Origin of the sequence: Dietzia sp. WMMA184, assembly GCF_002441635.1 — a bacterium.
GTDB lineage: Bacteria > Actinomycetota > Actinomycetes > Mycobacteriales > Mycobacteriaceae > Dietzia > Dietzia kunjamensis.
Genome location: NZ_NXEI01000001.1, coordinates 3,568,073 through 3,585,870, shown reverse-complemented (window position 1 = coordinate 3,585,870; position 17,798 = coordinate 3,568,073). Strand labels below are relative to the sequence as shown.

The window sequence follows — 17,798 nt, the reverse complement described above, 5'->3', positions numbered from 1 at the left end:
CGGGGCCTGAAGCGGGTGCGCCTGCGCGCCCACGCTGGCAGTGTCGTGGGTATGACCACCCCACATGATCTGGCCCGGCTCTCCTCCGGTACGCCCGAGGGCACGGAGCCGACGCGGCGGCCCGGCCCGCAGCTCCGTCCCGGCCACGACGGCCGGAGCGGCCCGCGGGTGCTCGTGATCGGCGCGACCGGGTACATCGGGTCGCGTCTCGTTCCCCGGCTACTGGCCGACGGCGCCGAGGTATCCGTGCTGGCCCGGACGCCGAAGCGCCTCGACGACGTGCCGTGGCGCGACGAGGTGACCATCCACTCCGGCGGCCTCGGGGACGCCGACGCGCTGCGCTCCGCCCTGCGCGACGTCGACGTCGCCTGTCACCTCGTGCACTCGATGGGTGACTCCAAGGACTTCGAGCGGGAGGAGCACGAGACCACCGAGGCGTTCGTCCGGGCCGCCGAGGAGGCGGGCATCGAGCGCATCGTCCACCTGTCCGGCCTCCACCCGGAGGACGAGACGGACCTCTCCCCGCACCTGCGCTCCCGAGCCGACGTCGCCCGGATCATGCTGGAGTCCACCGTTCCCGCGCTCGTGATCCAGGCCGGTGTCGTGATCGGGTCGGGCTCCGCCTCGTTCGAGATGATCCGCCACCTCACCACCCGCTTGCCGGGGATGGTCACGCCCAAGTGGGTCAGCAACCGGATCCAACCCATCGCCGTGCGCGACGTGGTGCACTACCTCGCCGCGGCCACCACGGTGCCCCTGGAGGGCGACCTCGCCCGCGGACGGGCCATCGACGTGGGCGGCCCGGACGTGCTGACGTACGGCCAGATGATGCAGATCTACGCCGAGGAGGCCGGCCTGCGCCGCCGCCTCATGGTCCCGGTCCCCGTCCTCACGCCCAAGCTGTCCTCCCTGTGGATGGGACTGGTCACCCCGCTCGAGCCCGGCCTGGCCAAGCCCCTGGTGGAGTCGCTGCGCTGCGAGGCCGTGGTGCTGGTCGACGACGCCGACGAGGTGCTCGGACCCCCACCCGGCGGGCGGACCAGCTACCGGGACGCGCTTCGCGAGGCCCTGCGTGTCCCCCACGGCCCGGCCCGCCCGCCGCTGTGGGACGGGGCCGACCCGCTGGACGATCCCGCGCGCCTGCTGCCCTCGGACGCCGACTGGGCCGGGGTCCGCCCGCCCACCATCGGGCGTGTGCGCGGCGGGCGATGAGCGACCAGCGAGAGGCGCCCGCCTCGCCCACCCACCGGTACCTGCGGGCGCTGCGATCGGGCGAGATGGACACCGCGCCCTCGCGGCCGGGCCGGAGGCGTGTCCTCGTCGTCGTCGTCACCCTCGTCGTCGGCGCGGCGGTGAACGCGTGGGCGCTACGGATACCCGCCGGCGACGCCATGTTCTACCCCGCCACCGCACTGCTGGCCGCGGTGTGGCTCGGCGGGGCGTTCGCCTCCGGGCCGATCCGGGTGGGCTGCGAACCGTACCGGCCCCGTCGGCCCGTCCTGTCGTCGGTGCTCACCGCCGCCGCGCTCGCCGTGGTGTTCTGCCTCGGCGGGCTCGTGGTGGCGAGGATCGAGCCGCTGCGCGACCCCGTCGACGCCCTGCTCGACCACGCCACCGTGGGCAACCTCGTCCTGGTGGCGCTCCTCACCGCGGTCAACGGCATCGCCGAGGAGTGCTTCCACCGCGGCGCCGTGTACTCGGCCGTCGCCAACCTGCGGCCGATCCTCACGACGACGGTGATCTACGCGACCGTCACGGCCACCGCGGGGATCCCACTCCTCGTCCTCGCGGCCGTAATCCTGGGACTGGTCACCGCCGTCCAGCGGCGGGCCACCGGCGGAGTGCTGGGCCCGGCGATCACCCACGTGGCGTGGTCGATGGTCATGCTGTTCGCCCTGGGCCCGATCCTCGACGCGGCGCCGGTCTAGTCCCCACAGCAGCCCGCGCCGGACCCCGTCCCGGACGCCGCGCCCGGCCCGCCTCCGTCATCGGTGCCCGCCGCCCCGCCCGGCCCCGGCCGCACCTCGCGGGTGACGAGGTTGCGCGCCGCCAGGTCGGAGTCGGCCGGGTAGTCCACCCCCACCAGGGCGAGTCCGCACGCCGGCGCGACCGGAACCGCGGATGACCGCTCGGTCTCGGTGAGCAGCCCGCTGATCCAGTCGGGGCTGCGCCGGCCCTCCCCCACGGCCATCACTGCGCCCACGAGGCTGCGCACCATCGACCAGCAGAACGCGTCCGCACTCACCGACGCCGTCCACACCTCGGCGGCCCCCGGCGCGTCCTCGCCGCGCGGGTCCGGCTCGGCACGCCAGTCGAAGCGTTGCAGCTCACGGATGGTGGTGGCGCCCTCCCGGCGACGGCAGAACGCAGCGAAGTCGTGTAGCCCCAGCAGCCGTTCGGACGCGTCGCGGACCGCGTCGAGGTCGGCGCCGCGCTGCCAGGCGGCGGTGTCGCGGGCGCGGGTCGGCTCGGGCCCCCACGGCGCCGTGGTGAGGCGGTACTCGTAGTGCCGGCGCAGCGCGGAGAACCGGGCGTCGAACGCGTCCGGGACCCACCGGGCGTCCATCACCGCGATGTCCGCCGGCAGTAGCCGCGCGAGCCGACGCACGAGCGCCTCGGGGCGTCCCTCCAGCGAGCGCTGGTCCAGCCACTGCGGGTCCACGTCGAGATGGCACACCTGCGCTCGCGCGTGCACCCCGGCGTCGGTGCGACCGGCGACCGTGAGGACGACGGGATTGCGCAGGATCTTCGCGAGTTCGGCCTCGAGCACCCCGCACACGGTCCTCAGCCCGGGCTGGCGCGCCCAGCCGGAGAAATCGGTGCCGTCGTAGGCGACGTCCAGGCGGATCCGGCGAATGCTCACGGCCTACAGACGCTAGACCACCGCCGCGCGTGCCCGCCACACCGCCCGCCGCGGGCCGTTCCGGCACGATGGGGACCATGTCCACGTCCCCGTCCCCGTCCCCTTACCGCGCCGCGCTCCTCGCCGTCGGCGCGGCCGTCGCCCTCGCCCTGTCCTCCTGTGCCCCCGGCGACGACGACGAGGCCCCGCCCGCCGCGGCCGGTGCCGCCGCCACCGGCACCACCACCACCGACACCACCAGTACCGACACCGCCAGCGAGGCCGGGCCGGCGATCGGGAGATACGTGGCGCTGGGCGACTCGTTCGCCGCCCTGGGCCCGACCGGCGCCCCCACGAGCGGGCCGGCGGGGTGCCTGCGTTCGTCGCTCAACTACCCGTCGGTGCTCGCCGAGCAGCTGGACGTCGCCGAGTTCGTGGACGTCACGTGTGGCGGCGCGAGGACCGTGGACATGACGGTGCCCCAGATCGCGCAGACACCACCGCAGTTCGATGCCCTCACCGCGGACACCGACCTGGTGACGCTCTCCATCGGCGGCAACGACATCGGGTTCGGCGCGATCGCCGGGTGCGTGGTGCAGACGCCCAGGGCCACCGACGGGGCGCCGTGTCGCGAGCGGTTGGACGCGGGGGTCTCGTCGTCACTCGAGGGGCTCGGGGCCCGTCTCGACGCGGTCCACGCCGGGATCCGGGAGCGGTCCCCCGCGGCCCGCATCGTGGTGACCGCGTACATGCCACTCGTACCGCCGGACGGCGGCTGCGACTTCACCGAACGCGTCAGCCCCGGCGACGTCACCTGGACGCGGGCCGTCACCGACCGGGTCAACAGCGCGGTGACCGACGCGGCCGTCCGGGCCGGCGCCGAGATCGTCGTCCCCGACGACGCCGGGGAACGCCACGCCTGCGCCCCGGCGGACGAGCGGTACACCAGCTTCACCGGTGCGGAGACCGGCTCGCATCCGATGCACCCGACCGCGGCCGGCCAGCGCGCGATGGCCGCGGCGGTGGCAGACAGACTCTGACCCCACCGCGCCTGTGCGCCCGCGCCTGGAATCCCGATCCCACGCGCCGATCCCACGCGGCCACCCCGGATCGACGACGAGGGCCCCGCCACCGCGTGATGCGGTGGCGGGGCCCTGACGGCGTGATCCGATGCTGGCGATCAGGCCTTGTCGGCGTCCTCGCCCTCGGCGTGCGTGGTGTCCTCGGACACGGCCTCGGCGGTCTCTTCCGCGGCGTCGACCTGTGCGTCGTCGGCGGCCTCGACCTGATCGGCGATCGGGCTGTTGGCCTCGGCCTCGGCCGTGACGTCGTCGGTGGACTCCGCGGGGGCCGCGGCCGGCGCGGTGGCCGCCTTGGACGCCGCGGCGCGGGTGGCGCGCGAGGCCTCGGCGGAGGCGAGCTCCTCGGTGACGAGCGCGATCATCGCCATGGGCGCGTTGTCGCCCTTGCGGTTCTCGAGCTTGACGATCCGGGTGTAGCCACCGTCGCGGTTCGCGACCCGGGGGCCGATCTCGGCGAACAGCTTGTGCAGGACGTCCTTGTCGCGGATGACCTTGGCGGCCTCACGACGGTCGGCCAGCGTGCCACGACGCGCCTTGGTGATGAGCTTCTCCGCGTAGGGGCGCAGCAGCTTCGCCTTGGTCTCCGTGGTGCGGATCGCGTCGTGCTCGAACAGCTGGGTGGCCAGGTTCGAGAGGATGAGCCGCTGGTGGGCGGCGGATCCGCCGAGGCGGGCGCCCTTCTTGGGCTTGGGCATCAGATTCTCCTAGGAATGGTGTTCCGGGCGCTCGTCAGAGCTGCTCGGTCTCGGCGTAATCCTCGCCGCCCTCGTCGGTCCACGTGCCGGTCTCGGCGTCGTAGCCGGCGACCGAGGCGGGATCGAATCCGGGGGGCGCGTCCTTGAGGGACAGGCCCAGCTCCACGAGCTTGACCTTGACCTCGTCGATCGACTTCTGTCCGAAGTTCCGGATGTCGAGCAGGTCCGACTCACTGCGGGCCACGAGCTCGCCCACGGTGTGGACGCCCTCGCGCTTGAGGCAGTTGTAGGACCGGACCGACAGGTCCAGGTCGTCGATCGGCATACCGTAGGCGGCGATGTGGTCGGCCTCGGCCGGGCTCGGCCCGATCTCGATGCCCTCCGCCTCGTCGTTGAGCTCACGGGCGAGGCCGAAGAGCTCGACGAGGGTCTTGCCGGCGGACGCCAGGGCGTCCCGGGCGGTCATCGAGTTCTTGGTCTCGACGTCCAGGACCAGACGGTCGAAGTCGGTGCGCTGGTGCACACGGGTAGCCTCGACCTTGTAGGTCACCTTGAGCACGGGCGAGTAGATCGAGTCGACCGGGATCCGGCCGATCTCGTGGCCCGCGTCCTTGTTGAGCCCGGCGGGAACGTAGCCGCGGCCACGCTCGACGACCAGCTCGATCTCCAGCCGACCCTTCTCGTTGAGGGTGGCGATGTGCAGGTCCGGGTTGTGCACCTCGACGCCGGAGGGCGGGACGATGTCACCGGCGGTGACGGCTCCCGGACCCTGCTTCTTGAGGTACATGGTGACCGGCTCGTCCTCGACGGACGAGACGACCAGGCCCTTGAGGTTGAGGATGATGTCGGTGACATCCTCCTTCACGCCCGGCACGGTAGTGAACTCGTGCAGGACGCCCTCGATGCGGATGCTGGTCACGGCCGCGCCCGGGATGGACGACAGCAGCGTGCGCCGCAGCGAGTTGCCGATGGTGTAGCCGAAACCGGGCTCGAGGGGCTCGAGCACGAACCGCGAGCGGTTCTCGGAGACGACCTCCTCGGTGAGGGTGGGCCGCTGGGAGATGAGCATGTGCTACCTCTTTCGATTCTCGACGCCCGCTATTTGACGCCGTGGGAACCCACCGTCGCCGGGCGGGCCGCGGTGTGCGGCCCGCCCGGCGACGAGGGGGGACAGATCACTTCGAGTAGAGCTCGACGATCAACTGCTCCTGCAGCGGCACATCGATCTGCGCGCGCTCGGGGAGCTGGTGGACGAGGACCCGCAGGGTCGTCGGGACGACCTGCAGCCACGCCGGGACGGGACGCTCGCCGAGGGTCTCCTGGGCGATCTCGAACCAGTCCATCTTGGTGGACTTGGGACGGACGTCGACGATGTCGTACTGCGAGACCCGGTAGCTCGGGATGGTGACCTTCTGGTCGTTGACCAGGAAGTGACCGTGGGCCACGAGCTGACGGGCCTGGCGACGCGTCCGCGCGAGACCCGCGCGGTACACGACGTTGTCCAGTCGCGACTCGAGGATCTGCAGGAGGTTCTCACCGGTCTTGCCGGCGCGGCGGTTCGCCTCCTCGTAGTAACGACGGAACTGCTTCTCCATCACGCCGTAGGTGAAGCGGGCCTTCTGCTTCTCCTGCAGCTGGGTGCGGTACTCGGACTCCTTGATCCGCGCGCGGCCGTGGTGACCGGGCGGGAAGGGCCGACGCTCGAATGCGGTGTCTCCACCCACGAGGTCCACGCCCAGACGGCGGGACTTGCGGGTGACGGGGCCGGTGTAACGTGCCATGATTTAGTGCGTTCCTTCCGGCTCAGACTCGACGCCGCTTGGGCGGACGACAGCCGTTGTGGGGCTGGGGGGTGACATCGGAGATCGTGCCCACCTCGAGGCCGGCGGCCTGGAGCGAGCGGATCGCGGTCTCACGTCCCGAGCCGGGGCCCTTGACGAACACGTCGACCTTCTTGACGCCGTGCTCCTGCGCCTTGCGGGCCGCGTTCTCGGCGGCGAGCTGGGCGGCGAAGGGCGTCGACTTGCGCGAGCCCTTGAAGCCGACGTGGCCGGAGGACGCCCATGCGAGGACGCCACCGGACGGGTCGGTGATCGAGACGATCGTGTTGTTGAACGTGCTCTTGATGTGGGCCTGGCCCAGGGGAACGTTCTTCTTCTCCTTGCGACGGCCCGTCTTCTTGGGGCCCGCAGCGCGTGACTTGGGGGGCATTACTTCTTCTTTCCGGCGACGGTCTTCTTCGGACCCTTACGGGTACGGGCGTTGGTCTTGGTGCGCTGTCCACGGACCGGCAGGCCACGGCGGTGGCGCAGGCCCTGGTAGCTACCGATCTCGATCTTCCGGCGGATGTCGCCCTGGACCTCGCGGCGGAGGTCACCCTCCACCTTGTAGTTGCCCTCGATGTCGTCACGAAGGACGGTCAACTGCTCGTCGGTGAGGTCCTTGGTGCGCAGATCCGGGCTGATGCCCGTACGCCCCAGGATCTCCAGCGACCGGGTGCGACCGATGCCGAAAATGTAGGTGAGCGCGATCTCCATGCGCTTGTCGCGCGGGAGATCCACGCCGGCTAGACGTGCCATGTGGCGTTTCTCTTTCGTCGTGCGGTAGGTCTGCTCCCCGACCGTCCCCGTTGTCGGATGGTCATCTCACGATGAGCAACCGTCCGGGGCCCCGGCCTCCGCTTCCGAGGGTGTGATCCCGCCGGCCCCTGTGGGGCTCGGCGGCTGGTGCGGGGAGTTGAGCGTCTTACTTGTACCGGTAGACGATCCGGCCGCGGGTCAGGTCGTAGGGCGAGAGCTCCACGACCACGCGGTCCTCGGGGAGGATGCGGATGTAGTGCTGCCGCATCTTCCCACTGATGTGTGCGAGGACCTTGTGCCCGTTCTCGAGTTCGATGCGGAACATTGCGTTCGGCAACGGCTCAACGACACGGCCCTCGACCTCGATGGCTCCGTCTTTCTTTGCCATGCTGGTTACGGTCCTCCACGATTCCCCGGGTGACGTCTACCGGATTGTCGGTGCACTGGTGGGCACACCGACGTATAAGCCTACGTCAGGTGATGGATCTGCGCCAATCGGGCACCGACAGGGCCCTCGCCGCCCGCTCGACGTCCCCTCGGCGGTCCCGGTGACCGACGGTCAGACGTAGCAGGCCCGCCCCGCGGGCACCCCGTCGAAGCGCTGCTGGAGCCAGTTCATCGCCGCGGGCAGTTTCTCCACCGCGCCCATGAGGTGCTCCGGCGCGAGTCCCGGCTCCCACGTCAGCGGCGCGCCCTCTCGGCAGTACCGCTTGGCGGTCTCCTCCGCGTCCCAGAACGGCACGAGCGGGTCGGTCCCGGAATGCCACATGAACACCGGGACCCGGGGCACGTCCGGGCTCTGACGGATGCTGTTCTCCGCGAACGCCCGCATCAGCCCCTCCTCTGCCAGGAGGTCGCCTCCCCGGAGGACCATCGGGACGGACCGGAACGCCCCGACCGTCAACAGGGTCGCGGTGCAGCGCCCCTTCAGCTGGCTGTAGAGCGCCCACCCGTCCGGCGTGAGCTTCTCCTCGAGCCGGATCGCCTCCGGGTACTCCCGCGCCATGCCGACAGCCGCGGCGAACGCCAGGCCGAACGCCGGGTGCGGCCAGTTGCCGACCATCCGCGCCATCGTGGTCATGTCGGTCGGGACACCGCCCTGCGCCACCCCGACCAGATTCACGTCCGGGGCGTAGTCGTCGTGCAGGAGCGACACCCACGCGCTCGCGATGCCGCCCCCGGAGTAGCCGAGGGCGCCGAACCGGCTGTGCCTGGAATCGAAGCGGGGGTCGTCCCGCACCGCACGCATCCCGTCCAACACGATCCGGCCCGACAACTGACCGCCGGGATAGGCGACCTTCGGACCGAGGTGGTCCGGGATGATGACCGTCCATCCCTGGTCCAGACGCGTCCGCAGGAACACCATCGCGTTGTCCTGCACGGTCTCCAGCGTCGGGTGGACGAGGGTCTCGGTGGGCGCGCATCGCTGTCCGAGCGCATTGAGGTAGTGCTGGTAGCTCAACACCGGACCGTCGGGGCGGGCGTGGTGCGGCCGGACGACCGTCGCGGTGGCCAGTAGCGGCCGATCGCGGGAGTCGGTCGACCGGTAGGCGATCTAGGTGACCCGGTATCCGAGGAACGCCGGCATGGTCACGTCCCGGGAGTTGATCACCTCACCGAGAGGGGCGTCCGCGAGGTGTTGCGGATCCGCGTGATAGAACGGCCCCGGCTGGGGATCCGCCTCGATCGACCCCGCGCCCCCCTCCATCACCGACTGGGCGGTGGAGGGGGTGACGCCCGGGCCCGAGATGTGGACGAGGGCGACAGCGAGCGTCACGACCAGCGCGACGGCTCCCCGCAAGACTGATCGACGCGCGACGGACTCCTGCTCAGCGAGCATGCCGGGACCTTTCGAAGCAGATGTTCACTACCGGCACACACTGTAACCCGGTGTGGGCGACCGTCAGCGGTCGACCCGCTCCGATTCCCCGGAGTGGCGACCCCGGTCGCGGTGCGTCCTCAGCTGCGCGGGCGGGGCGTGAGGATCCGGGGGCCGTCCACCGTCACGGCGACCGTGTGTTCCCAGTGCGCCGCCGGCGACCCGTCGACGGTGACGACCGTCCAGTCATCGGACAGGGTCCGGGTATCGGTCTCGCCGCCCAGCACGAGCATCGGCTCGACCGCCAGGACCGACCCCTCCTGCAGCCGGGGCCCGCGGCCGGGCTTGCCCTCGTTGGCGAGGAACGGCCATTCGTGCATCTCGCGGCCGATCCCGTGCCCGCCGAAGCCGTCGACGATGCCCAGGCTGACGCCGTGACGCTCCTCCGCCCTCCGCGTCGCCACCTCGAGGGCGTGCGAGACGTCGGTGAGCTTGTTCCCGGGCAGCATCGCCAGGATGCCCTCGTCGAGGACCTCCCGCGTGGCGTCGTTGAGGGTCGCGACCTCCGGGGCGAGAGTCCCCACCCCGAATGACCACGCGGAGTCCCCGTGCCACCCGTCGAGGATGGCGCCGCAGTCGACGGAGACGAGGTCCCCGTCCCCCAGGACGGTGTCGGGCCCGGGGATCCCGTGCACCACGACGTCGTTGACCGAGGAGCAGATCGATCCCGGGAACCCCTCGTACCCCTTGAAGGACGGCACGGCCCCGGCGTCCCGGATCAGTTGCTCGACGACCTCGTCCAGGTCACCGGTGGTGGCACCCGGGACAGCGGCCTCACGGGCGGCGATCAACGCCCGTCCGACGATACGACCGGCCGCCTCCATGGCGTCCAACTCACCCGGGGTACGCGCGGTGACCACGCCCTTGCGGGACCGTCCGAACACGGCGGGCGTCAGCGACCCAGCGCGGCGAGCGCGCGTGCGTTGATCTCGTCGACCTCACCGACGGCGTCGATGCTCTTGACCTCACCGGCGTAGTACTCGAGCAGCGGGGCCGTCTCCGACCGGTAGACCGACATGCGGTTCCGGATGACGTCCTCGGTGTCGTCCTCGCGCCCCCGGGCGAGCATGCGCTTGACCACGGTGTCGTCGTCGACCTTGAACTCCAGGACCGCGTCGAGGGTGTGGCCGGCCTCGCCGAGCATCTCCTTGAGCGCGTCCGCCTGCGCTGCACTGCGGGGGTATCCGTCCAAGAGGAAGCCCTCGGTGGCGTCGGGCTCGGCGATGCGCGCGGCGACCATGCGGTTCGTCACCTCGGCGGGGACGAGGTTGCCGGCGTCGATGTAGCTCTTGGCCTCCTTCCCGAGGTCGGTGCCCTGGGAGATGTTGGCGCGGAACAGATCACCGGTCGAGATGTGTGGGACGCCGAGCTTCTCCGAGAGCAGAGCAGCCTGGGTGCCCTTGCCGGCTCCGGGAGGGCCGAGGAGGACGAGACGCATGGTGGGGACCAGCCTTTCTACAGTTGGTGTGCTCGGACGAGGCCGCGCCTACTTGAGGAAGCCCTCGTAGTTGCGCTGCATCAGCTGCGCCTCGACCTGCTTCACGGTATCGAGGCCCACGGAGACCATGATGAGCACAGCGGTGCCGCCGAACGGCATGTTCTGCAGATCTCCACCCCCGCTGCCCATGTCGAGGAAGACGTTGGGGAGTACCGCGATCAGACCGAGGTACAGCGAACCGAACAGCAGGATCCGGTTGAGGACATAGCCCAGGTATTCGGCCGTCGGGCGGCCCGGGCGGATGCCCGGGATGAACCCGCCGTACTTCTTCATGTTCTCGGCCTGCTCCATCGGGTCGAACTGGATGGCCACGTAGAAGTACGCGAAGAAGATGATGAGGGCGAAGTACAGGAGGATGTAGCCCCAGCTGGAGGGGTTCTGCAGGTACTGCATGACGTACCGCTGCCAGAACCCGTCGCTCGACGGCTCGGGCCCCTGGATCAGCTGGGTGATGAGGATCGGCACGTACATCAGCGACGACGCGAAGATCACCGGGATGACGCCGGCCTGGTTGACCTTGAGCGGCAGGTAGGTGGAGGTGCCGCCGTACTGGCGGCGGCCGACCATGCGCTTGGCGTACTGGACGGGGATGCGGCGCTGACCCTGCTCGACGAAGACGACGGCGACGACGATGAGGACGACCGCGAACATGACGGCCGCGAACTTCATGGTCGACGAGTTCTGGTAGATGTTAACGCCCTCGGCCGGGATGCGGGACGCGATACCGGCGAAGATGAGCAGCGACATGCCGTTACCGACGCCACGGTCGGTGATCAGTTCACCGAACCACATGACGAGTGCGGCGCCCGCGGTCATGACGATGACGATGGTGAGCAGCGTGAGGATGTTATCGTCCATCAGGACGGACTGGCCGTTGCCGAGGAGCTGCCCCCGGTCGGCCAGCGCGACGATGCCGGCGGACTGCAGGACGGCGAGCGCGATGGTGAGATAACGCGTGTACTGCGTCATCTTCGCCTGGCCGGACTGCCCCTCCTTCTTCAACTGCTCGAAGTACGGGATCACCACCGTGAGCAGTTGGACGATGATGCTCGCGGTGATGAAGGGCATGATGCCGATCGCGAAGACCGACAACTGCAGCAGGGCGCCACCGGAGAAGAGGTTCACCAGGGAGAACAACTGTGCGTTGTCCCCGGTCATCGCCGTGTCGAGCAGACCCCGGAGCTTGGGGTAGTCGACGCCGGGCGACGGGATCTGCGCGCCGATCCGGTAGAGGATGATGATCCCCAGGGTGAAGAAGATCTTCTTCCTCAGATCCCGGTCCTTGATCGCGGACGCGAGTGCGGAGAGCACATGTCCTCCTGGTCGTGGTCGGCCGTCGGGCCGCCGGTCGTCGAAAGCAGATGCGCCGGGGGAAGTCGGGCCGACCTTCCGGCGGGCGCCGACCCCGAAACGCACAACGGGAAAACTCTATCAAGACGAGCGCAGGGGCCGGATCCGAGACTCTCGGACCCGACCCCTGCACCCGTCATCGACCCGTGAACGGGCCGGGCGGGGTATCAGGCCCCGGCCTCCGACACGCTTCCGCCGGCGGCCTCGATCTTGCTCTTGGCCGAGGCGGAGACCTTGTCGGCGGTCACGGTGACGGCCACGGAGATGTCCCCGTCGCCCAGCACCTTGACCGGCTGGTTCTTCCGGACCGCGCCCGCGGCCACGAGCTCGGACACGCCGACCTCGCCGCCCTGCGGGAACAGCCGCTGGATGTCGGACACGTTGACGACCTGGAAGACGACCTTGTTGCGGTTCTTGAAGCCCTTGAGCTTCGGGAGCCGCATGTGGATCGGCATCTGGCCGCCCTCGAACGCCGCGGGGACGTTCTTACGCGCCTTGGTGCCCTTGGTACCGCGGCCGGCGGTCTTGCCGCGCTTGCCGCCCTCGCCGCGACCCACACGGATCTTCTCGGCGTGCGACCCGGGAGCCGGGCGCAGGTGATGCAACTTGATGGTCATTCTCACTCCGTCTCTTCGACCACGACGAGGTGGTTCACGACGTTGATGAGACCCCGGGTCTGCGCGTTGTCCTCACGCACGACCGTCTTCCGGATGCCCTTGAGGCCGAGCGTACGCAGGGAGTCCCGCTGGTTCTTCTTGGTCCCCACGGTCCCGCGGACCTGGGTGATCTTGAGGCTAGCCATGATCAGGCCCCCTGTCCGGCACGCGCACGGAGCATGCCCGCGGGCGCGACGTCCTCGATCGGCAGGCCGCGACGAGCCGCGACTTCCTCGGGACGATGCAGACCCTTGAGCGCCGCCACGGTCGCGTGGACCACGTTGATGGCGTTGTCCGACCCCAGAGACTTGCACAGGATGTCGTTGACTCCGGCACACTCGAGCACCGCGCGAGCGGCGCCACCGGCGATGACACCGGTACCCGGCGAGGCGGGGCGGAGCATGACGACGCCGGCAGCAGCCTCACCCTGGATCGGGTGGGGGATGGTGGAGGCGATGAGCGGAACGCGGAAGAAGTTCTTCCGTGCCTCCTCCGATCCCTTCTGGATCGCCGCCGGCACCTCCTTGGCCTTGCCGTACCCGACGCCGACCATGCCGTTGCCGTCACCCAGGATCACCAGGGCGGTGAAGCTGAAGCGCCGACCACCCTTGACGACCTTGGAGACACGGTTGATGGTGACGACGCGCTCGATGTACTGCGACTTCTCCTCGTCGCGGCCGCGACGATCGTCGCGACCCCGGCCACGACCGCGGTCTCCGCCGCGGCCCTGGGCGTTGTCGGTGGTGGTCTTGTTGTCTGCGGCGGGGCCGTTGCTTCCGCCGTCACGACGCTGACGTCCCGGCATCAGACGGTCCTTCCGTTAGCGAACAGTGCAGTGGTGTTGGTCATCAGAACTCCAGCCCACCCTCGCGGGCGGCGTCGGCGAGGGACGCGATCCGGCCGTGGTACTTGTTACCACCACGGTCGAACACGACGGCGTCGATGCCGGCGGCCTTGGCGCGCTCGGCCAGGAGCTGGCCGACCTTCGCGCTGCGGGCCTTCTTGTCGCCCTCAAGGGAGCGCACATCCGCCTCGATGGTGGAGGCTGCGGCCAGCGTGTGGCCGGCCAGATCGTCGATGATCTGGGCGTGGATGTGACGCGAGGACCGGTTGACGACCAACCGCGGACGCTCCGGCGTACCGGAGACCTTCTTGCGGAGTCGGTAATGGCGCCGGGCGCGACCCTCGCGACGTGCGGTGGAGACATCGGTGCCCAGCGGTGAACGCTTCCTGGTGCTGCTCATGATCACTTACCCGTCTTTCCGACCTTGCGACGGACCTGTTCGCCGGCGTAGCGGATGCCCTTGCCCTTGTACGGGTCGTGCTTCCGCAGTCGCTTGATGTTGGCGGCGATCTGGCCCACCTGCTGCTTGTCGATCCCGGAGATCGAGAACTTGGTCGCACCGTCGACGGCGAACGTGATGCCGTCGGGAGCGGTGACCGGAACCGGATGCGAGTAGCCCAGGGCGAACTCGAGATCCTGGCCCTTGGCCACGACGCGGTAACCGACGCCGAAGATCTCCATGTCCTGCTTGTAGCCCTCGGTGACGCCGACGATCATGTTGTTGACCAGCGAGCGGGACAGGCCGTGCAGTGACCGGTTGTCGCGGTGGTCGTCGGGACGGTTCACCGTGACGGTGCCGTCCTCGATCGAGACCGAGATCGCCCCGGGCAGAACCTGCGAGAGCTCGCCCTTGGGACCCTTGACGGTGACGGTCTGGCCGTCGACCCTGATGTCGACACCGGACGGGACGGTGATCGGAGCCTTGCCGATACGTGACATTTCTCGCCCCCCTTACCAGACGTGGGCGAGGACTTCCCCGCCCACCTTCTTGTTGTTCGCCTGGCGGTCCGTGAGCAGACCCTGGGACGTCGAGATGATCGCGACGCCCAGGCCACCGAGGACCTTGGGCAGTTCGGTGGACTTGGCGTACACGCGCAGACCCGGCTTCGAGATGCGCTTGATGCCCTGGATGCTGCGCTGGCGCGAGGGGCCGTACTTGAGGTCGATGGTGAGCTTCTTGCCCACCTCTGCGTCCTCGACGTTGTAGCCCGCGATGTAACCCTCCTGCTGGAGGATGGCAGCGATGTTGCCCTTGAGCTTCGAATGCGGCATCGACACGGTGTCGTGGTACGCCGAATTGGCGTTACGCACACGCGTCAGCATGTCCGCGATGGGATCGGTCATCGACATGGATGGACCATGTTCCTTTCTCGTAACGGTTCCCATGCAACACGTCCCGTACGGCGACCTGTGGGCCGCCCACGTGACGTCGTGGGCCTATCACGAAGAGTGCGAATGTTCTCTTGTATGGGATCCGGCGCCCCTCGGGGCATCCCGGTGTTCCCGCCGCGGCCGGTGCTCTTCTCACCGGGGCGCGACCAGACGACTGGGCCGTCTGCCCGCCGCCGGGGAACCGCGATGCGGTGCCCCGGCGGGGACGGCCGGTCCGGCCGGTGGAGGAGGTCAGTCCTCCTTGAAGGGGAATCCGAGCTGCTTGAGCAGTGCCCGGCCCTCTTCGTCGTTCGTTGCGGTCGTGACGACCGTGATGTCCATGCCCCGGGGGCGGTCGACCTTGTCGACATCGATCTCGTAGAACATCGTCTGCTCGTTGAGGCCGAACGTGTAGTTGCCGTGGCCGTCGAACTGCTTGCCCGAGAGTCCGCGGAAGTCACGGATACGCGGGAGCGCGACGGTCGTCAGGCGATCGAGGAACTCCCACATGCGGTCGCCGCGCAGGGTGACGCGCGCACCGATCGGCATGCCCTCACGCAGCTTGAACTGTGCGATGGACTTGCGGGCCCGACGGACCTCCGGCTTCTGGCCGGTGATCAGCGTGAGGTCGTTGATGGCGCCGTTGATGAGCTTGGCGTCGCGGGCGGCGTCACCGACACCCATGTTGACGACGACCTTCGCGACGCCCGGGATCTGCATGACGTTGGCGTACTCGAACGTCTCGTTGAGTGCCGGCCGGATCTCGCTGCGGTACTTGTCCTTGAGGCGAGGGGTGTACCCGGAGGGAAGAGCGGTCTCAGTCATGGTCACAGGTCCTTCCCGGTCTTGCGCGAGACACGGACGCGCTTGCCGTTCTCGTCGGTGCGGATTCCGACCCGGGTCGGGGTGCCGTCGGCGTCCACGACCATCACGTTGGACACGTGGATCGGGGCCTCCTGGGTGACGATGCCGCCCGAGGAGGCGCCGCGCTCGGCAGCCGAGTTGGAGGTGTGCTTCTTGATGCGGTTGACGCCCTCGACGAGGACCTTCTCCTGAGCCGGGAAAGCCTGGATGACCTTGCCCTTGGCGCCCTTGTCCTTACCGGAGATGACCAGCACCGTGTCGCCCTTGTGAACCTTCATGTCAGAGCACCTCCGGAGCCAGCGAGACGATCCGCATGAACTTCTTGTCGCGCAGTTCGCGGCCGACGGGCCCGAAGATGCGCGTTCCGCGCGGATCGTTGTCGTTCTTGATGATGACGGCGGCGTTCTCGTCGAACTTGATGTACGAGCCGTCCGGGCGACGGCGCTCCTTGGCGGTGCGCACGATGACGGCCTTGACGACCTCACCCTTCTTGACGTTGCCACCGGGGATGGCGTCCTTGACGGTGGCGACGATGATGTCGCCCACGCCTGCGTAGCGGCGCTTGGAACCGCCGAGAACGCGGATGCAGAGAATCTCCTTGGCACCCGTGTTGTCGGCGACCTTCAGCCGCGACTCCTGCTGGATCATGGTTCTCCTGACCAGGTCTGTTCAATGTGTGCCGGATACCGACCCGACACACGCGGTCATGCCACCCGTCGACACGTCGAGACGTGCCAGGTCGGGCAACTGGTCCAGTGTAGGGTGCGCATGCACCGGGACCCAAATCCCGGTCAGCTACCGCTCGAACCGGCCGATCCGGATCCACGCAGGGAACCCGTCGAACCGCTCGATCCCGATGAGCTGGCAGCGCTAGCCCCGGAGTCCGCCACTCCCCCGGTCGTCCTCCGCCCGTTGGGCGCGGCGTCGGGCAGTCCGGAGAGGACGTGATCCATCCCCGGCCGCATCTCGGTGACGAAGACCGGCCAGTTGTGGATCCCGGAGGGCATGTAGTTCATCCTCAGGTCGACCCCGGGAACCGAGGCGAGCGCGGCCTCGAGTGCACGGGTGCTCTCGTAGGAGCCCTTCTCGAGGACATGTCCGTCGATGAGCACGAGTTCGTTGCTGCCGAAGCGGCCGAGCTCGCTGGAGCCCACCAGCCCGGTCGCGGCGCTGAGGTAGACCGCCTTGCCCTCGAGCCCGGAGGGGTCCGCCACGGTGTCGTGCTCCACCCACTCCCGGGACCCGCGCGGCCCCCACATGTTGGTGACGTCCCCGTGGCGAGCGGCCACGGTGAGTCGCGCGTACTGGTAGCCGAGCTCGTCGGTGGTCGAATAGGCGCCGCTGATACCGGCGGCGCCTCCGAACATCTCGTTCCTGTTGGCCAGATGAAGCGCCGCGGACGCCCCCATCGACACGCCCATGACCCCCCAGCTCCCGTTGTGGGCGAGCGGCCCCGCGGCCCCGGGTAAACCGGCCTCGAGCAGCGGCGGCAACTCCTCGGTGAGGAACGTCTCCCAGTTGTTGGGGCCCAGGACGGGATCGTCCGCCTGCCAGTCGGACCACATCGACGCCGGGCCGCCCGTCGGAACGATCACGTTCACCGCGCGGTCGCGCAGCGCGGGATCGCCCCAGCCCATACCCGTGCTCCACCCGGACGGGACCTCGGAACCGACGCCGTCGAGGAAGTACACGTTGGGCGCGTCGACGCCCGCCGGGGCGCGGTAGACCTCGACGCGGACCGTCCGTTGCATGGATTCAGACGTCACGGCCCACACCTCGGCGCGACGATCGACCGCCTCCGTCGACGCCGGGAAGAGAGGCTCGATCCGCTGCACGGTGGAGGACACGATGGACCCGTCCCGTGTCGCGCGGGGCCCGGCCGGGGGTTGGGAGCTTCCCGGACGGGGGAAATCGCTGGAACCGATGGCGCCGACGGATCCGAGGACGGACGTGACCGGGATCGGGGCACCGAGCTGGGTCGACGCGGCGATACTGAGCGATGGTGCGCCCAACAGGCTCCCGGGCGCCACGCTGGGAACGAGGGATCCCGGATCGACTGACCCCGGGCCCGTGCTCTGGGCGCCGGCGACGGGAAGCCCCGTGGCCGTCGTCGTGATCACGACCGCGCCGATCGCGAG

25 protein-coding genes are annotated in these 17,798 nt (G+C 69.4%); 3 read left to right on the top strand and 22 right to left on the bottom strand.

The genetic code is table 11. The features are described 5' to 3' along the window. Positions 1-51: 51 nt before the first annotated feature. Together CK206_RS16625 and CK206_RS16620 are read left to right on the top strand one after the other, a co-directional pair. Positions 52-1,212, top strand: a complete 1,161-nt coding sequence (locus CK206_RS16625; RefSeq protein ID WP_096907067.1) for an NAD(P)H-binding protein — start codon at positions 52-54, stop codon at positions 1,210-1,212. After that, on the top strand, positions 1,209-1,928 hold the full coding sequence (locus CK206_RS16620; protein ID WP_244200757.1) for a CPBP family intramembrane glutamic endopeptidase: 720 nt from the start codon (positions 1,209-1,211) through the stop codon (positions 1,926-1,928). Before CK206_RS16625 ends, CK206_RS16620 begins: the two co-directional genes overlap by 4 nt. On the opposite strand, the gene truA is transcribed toward CK206_RS16620, so the two are convergent. Further along, positions 1,925-2,863, bottom strand: coding sequence for a tRNA pseudouridine(38-40) synthase TruA (gene truA, locus CK206_RS16615; protein WP_096907066.1), 939 nt, complete (start codon positions 2,861-2,863; stop codon positions 1,925-1,927). The two genes, CK206_RS16620 and truA, sit on opposite strands and share 4 nt — an antisense overlap. Before the next feature lie 77 nt (positions 2,864-2,940). On the opposite strand from truA, the gene CK206_RS16610 reads away from it, so the two are divergent. Further along, positions 2,941-3,882 (top strand): SGNH/GDSL hydrolase family protein, encoded by a 942-nt coding sequence (locus CK206_RS16610; RefSeq protein WP_096907065.1) that lies wholly within the window; start codon positions 2,941-2,943, stop codon positions 3,880-3,882. A 140-nt stretch (positions 3,883-4,022) separates the two neighbouring features. On the opposite strand, the gene rplQ is transcribed toward CK206_RS16610, so the two are convergent. The 21 genes from rplQ to CK206_RS16510 all read right to left on the bottom strand — a co-directional run bounded on the left by rplQ (position 4,023) and on the right by CK206_RS16510 (position 17,507). After that, a complete protein-coding gene (gene rplQ / locus CK206_RS16605) occupies positions 4,023-4,619 on the bottom strand; it encodes a 50S ribosomal protein L17 (protein WP_067716624.1) in 597 nt (198 codons plus the stop codon). Between the two features lie 34 nt (positions 4,620-4,653). Beyond that, positions 4,654-5,688: a DNA-directed RNA polymerase subunit alpha gene (locus CK206_RS16600; RefSeq protein WP_067716627.1), complete on the bottom strand. Its 1,035-nt coding sequence runs from the start codon at positions 5,686-5,688 to the stop codon at positions 4,654-4,656. A 106-nt stretch (positions 5,689-5,794) separates the two neighbouring features. Continuing rightward, positions 5,795-6,400 carry a 30S ribosomal protein S4 gene (gene rpsD / locus CK206_RS16595; protein WP_067716630.1) on the bottom strand — a complete coding sequence of 202 codons (606 nt, stop codon included), beginning with the start codon at positions 6,398-6,400 and terminating at the stop codon, positions 5,795-5,797. Positions 6,401-6,422: 22 nt separating this feature from the next. Next, positions 6,423-6,830 carry a 30S ribosomal protein S11 gene (gene rpsK, locus CK206_RS16590; protein WP_067716633.1) on the bottom strand — a complete coding sequence of 136 codons (408 nt, stop codon included), beginning with the start codon at positions 6,828-6,830 and terminating at the stop codon, positions 6,423-6,425. Continuing rightward, a complete protein-coding gene (gene rpsM / locus CK206_RS16585; RefSeq protein ID WP_067716635.1) occupies positions 6,830-7,198 on the bottom strand; it encodes a 30S ribosomal protein S13 in 369 nt (122 codons plus the stop codon). Before rpsM ends, rpsK begins: the two co-directional genes overlap by 1 nt. Positions 7,199-7,364: 166 nt before the next feature. Further along, complete coding sequence (infA, locus tag CK206_RS16580) at positions 7,365-7,586, bottom strand: translation initiation factor IF-1 (protein ID WP_005140011.1); 222 nt, start codon at positions 7,584-7,586, stop codon at positions 7,365-7,367. Between the two features lie 171 nt (positions 7,587-7,757). Continuing rightward, positions 7,758-8,660, bottom strand: a complete 903-nt coding sequence (locus tag CK206_RS16575) for a lipase family protein (protein ID WP_254050639.1) — start codon at positions 8,658-8,660, stop codon at positions 7,758-7,760. Between the two features lie 93 nt (positions 8,661-8,753). Beyond that, positions 8,754-9,038, bottom strand: coding sequence for a hypothetical protein (locus CK206_RS20505; protein WP_254050638.1), 285 nt, complete (start codon positions 9,036-9,038; stop codon positions 8,754-8,756). 119 nt (positions 9,039-9,157) lie between these two features. Beyond that, positions 9,158-9,961, bottom strand: a complete 804-nt coding sequence (map, locus tag CK206_RS16570; protein ID WP_069388735.1) for a type I methionyl aminopeptidase — start codon at positions 9,959-9,961, stop codon at positions 9,158-9,160. Positions 9,962-9,969: 8 nt separating this feature from the next. Further along, on the bottom strand, positions 9,970-10,515 hold the full coding sequence (locus CK206_RS16565; RefSeq protein ID WP_069388736.1) for an adenylate kinase: 546 nt from the start codon (positions 10,513-10,515) through the stop codon (positions 9,970-9,972). A 48-nt stretch (positions 10,516-10,563) separates the two neighbouring features. Further along, positions 10,564-11,886 carry a preprotein translocase subunit SecY gene (secY, locus tag CK206_RS16560; protein WP_067716644.1) on the bottom strand — a complete coding sequence of 441 codons (1,323 nt, stop codon included), beginning with the start codon at positions 11,884-11,886 and terminating at the stop codon, positions 10,564-10,566. Positions 11,887-12,092: 206 nt separating this feature from the next. Further along, a complete protein-coding gene (gene rplO, locus CK206_RS16555) occupies positions 12,093-12,542 on the bottom strand; it encodes a 50S ribosomal protein L15 (RefSeq protein WP_067716646.1) in 450 nt (149 codons plus the stop codon). 2 nt (positions 12,543-12,544) lie between these two features. Then, positions 12,545-12,727 (bottom strand): 50S ribosomal protein L30, encoded by a 183-nt coding sequence (gene rpmD / locus CK206_RS16550; RefSeq protein WP_067716649.1) that lies wholly within the window; start codon positions 12,725-12,727, stop codon positions 12,545-12,547. A gap of 2 nt (positions 12,728-12,729) precedes the next feature. Beyond that, positions 12,730-13,386 (bottom strand): 30S ribosomal protein S5, encoded by a 657-nt coding sequence (gene rpsE, locus CK206_RS16545; protein ID WP_067716652.1) that lies wholly within the window; start codon positions 13,384-13,386, stop codon positions 12,730-12,732. Between the two features lie 43 nt (positions 13,387-13,429). Next, positions 13,430-13,825: a 50S ribosomal protein L18 gene (rplR, locus tag CK206_RS16540; protein WP_096907524.1), complete on the bottom strand. Its 396-nt coding sequence runs from the start codon at positions 13,823-13,825 to the stop codon at positions 13,430-13,432. 2 nt (positions 13,826-13,827) lie between these two features. Continuing rightward, on the bottom strand, positions 13,828-14,364 hold the full coding sequence (rplF, locus tag CK206_RS16535) for a 50S ribosomal protein L6 (RefSeq protein WP_067716654.1): 537 nt from the start codon (positions 14,362-14,364) through the stop codon (positions 13,828-13,830). Between the two features lie 12 nt (positions 14,365-14,376). Beyond that, positions 14,377-14,775 (bottom strand): 30S ribosomal protein S8, encoded by a 399-nt coding sequence (gene rpsH, locus CK206_RS16530; protein WP_067716657.1) that lies wholly within the window; start codon positions 14,773-14,775, stop codon positions 14,377-14,379. A 273-nt stretch (positions 14,776-15,048) separates the two neighbouring features. Next, entirely contained in the window at positions 15,049-15,621 is a 573-nt protein-coding gene (gene rplE, locus CK206_RS16525; protein ID WP_067716660.1) for a 50S ribosomal protein L5, read from the bottom strand. Between the two features lie 2 nt (positions 15,622-15,623). Next, positions 15,624-15,938 (bottom strand): 50S ribosomal protein L24, encoded by a 315-nt coding sequence (rplX, locus tag CK206_RS16520; protein ID WP_007628110.1) that lies wholly within the window; start codon positions 15,936-15,938, stop codon positions 15,624-15,626. Position 15,939: 1 nt separating this feature from the next. Then, positions 15,940-16,308 (bottom strand): 50S ribosomal protein L14, encoded by a 369-nt coding sequence (rplN, locus tag CK206_RS16515; protein WP_007628112.1) that lies wholly within the window; start codon positions 16,306-16,308, stop codon positions 15,940-15,942. 143 nt (positions 16,309-16,451) lie between these two features. Continuing rightward, positions 16,452-17,507 carry an alpha/beta hydrolase family protein gene (locus tag CK206_RS16510; RefSeq protein WP_254050637.1) on the bottom strand — a complete coding sequence of 352 codons (1,056 nt, stop codon included), beginning with the start codon at positions 17,505-17,507 and terminating at the stop codon, positions 16,452-16,454. Between the last annotated feature and the right edge of the window lie 291 nt (positions 17,508-17,798).

Coding starts and splice junctions, on each gene's coding strand:
- CK206_RS16625 (WP_096907067.1), top strand. CDS start 52: ATGACCACCCCACATGATCTGGCCCGGCTCTCCTCCGGTACGCCCGAG.
- CK206_RS16620 (WP_244200757.1), top strand. CDS start 1,209: ATGAGCGACCAGCGAGAGGCGCCCGCCTCGCCCACCCACCGGTACCTG.
- CK206_RS16610 (WP_096907065.1), top strand. CDS start 2,941: ATGTCCACGTCCCCGTCCCCGTCCCCTTACCGCGCCGCGCTCCTCGCC.
- rplQ (WP_067716624.1), bottom strand. CDS start 4,619: ATGCCCAAGCCCAAGAAGGGCGCCCGCCTCGGCGGATCCGCCGCCCAC.
- CK206_RS16600 (WP_067716627.1), bottom strand. CDS start 5,688: ATGCTCATCTCCCAGCGGCCCACCCTCACCGAGGAGGTCGTCTCCGAG.
- rpsD (WP_067716630.1), bottom strand. CDS start 6,400: ATGGCACGTTACACCGGCCCCGTCACCCGCAAGTCCCGCCGTCTGGGC.
- rpsK (WP_067716633.1), bottom strand. CDS start 6,830: ATGCCCCCCAAGTCACGCGCTGCGGGCCCCAAGAAGACGGGCCGTCGC.
- rpsM (WP_067716635.1), bottom strand. CDS start 7,198: ATGGCACGTCTAGCCGGCGTGGATCTCCCGCGCGACAAGCGCATGGAG.
- infA (WP_005140011.1), bottom strand. CDS start 7,586: ATGGCAAAGAAAGACGGAGCCATCGAGGTCGAGGGCCGTGTCGTTGAG.
- CK206_RS20505 (WP_254050638.1), bottom strand. CDS start 9,038: ATGCTCGCTGAGCAGGAGTCCGTCGCGCGTCGATCAGTCTTGCGGGGA.
- CK206_RS16565 (WP_069388736.1), bottom strand. CDS start 10,515: ATGCGTCTCGTCCTCCTCGGCCCTCCCGGAGCCGGCAAGGGCACCCAG.
- rplO (WP_067716646.1), bottom strand. CDS start 12,542: ATGACCATCAAGTTGCATCACCTGCGCCCGGCTCCCGGGTCGCACGCC.
- rpmD (WP_067716649.1), bottom strand. CDS start 12,727: ATGGCTAGCCTCAAGATCACCCAGGTCCGCGGGACCGTGGGGACCAAG.
- rpsE (WP_067716652.1), bottom strand. CDS start 13,386: ATGCCGGGACGTCAGCGTCGTGACGGCGGAAGCAACGGCCCCGCCGCA.
- rplR (WP_096907524.1), bottom strand. CDS start 13,825: ATGAGCAGCACCAGGAAGCGTTCACCGCTGGGCACCGATGTCTCCACC.
- rplF (WP_067716654.1), bottom strand. CDS start 14,364: ATGTCACGTATCGGCAAGGCTCCGATCACCGTCCCGTCCGGTGTCGAC.
- rpsH (WP_067716657.1), bottom strand. CDS start 14,775: ATGTCGATGACCGATCCCATCGCGGACATGCTGACGCGTGTGCGTAAC.
- rplE (WP_067716660.1), bottom strand. CDS start 15,621: ATGACTGAGACCGCTCTTCCCTCCGGGTACACCCCTCGCCTCAAGGAC.
- rplX (WP_007628110.1), bottom strand. CDS start 15,938: ATGAAGGTTCACAAGGGCGACACGGTGCTGGTCATCTCCGGTAAGGAC.
- rplN (WP_007628112.1), bottom strand. CDS start 16,308: ATGATCCAGCAGGAGTCGCGGCTGAAGGTCGCCGACAACACGGGTGCC.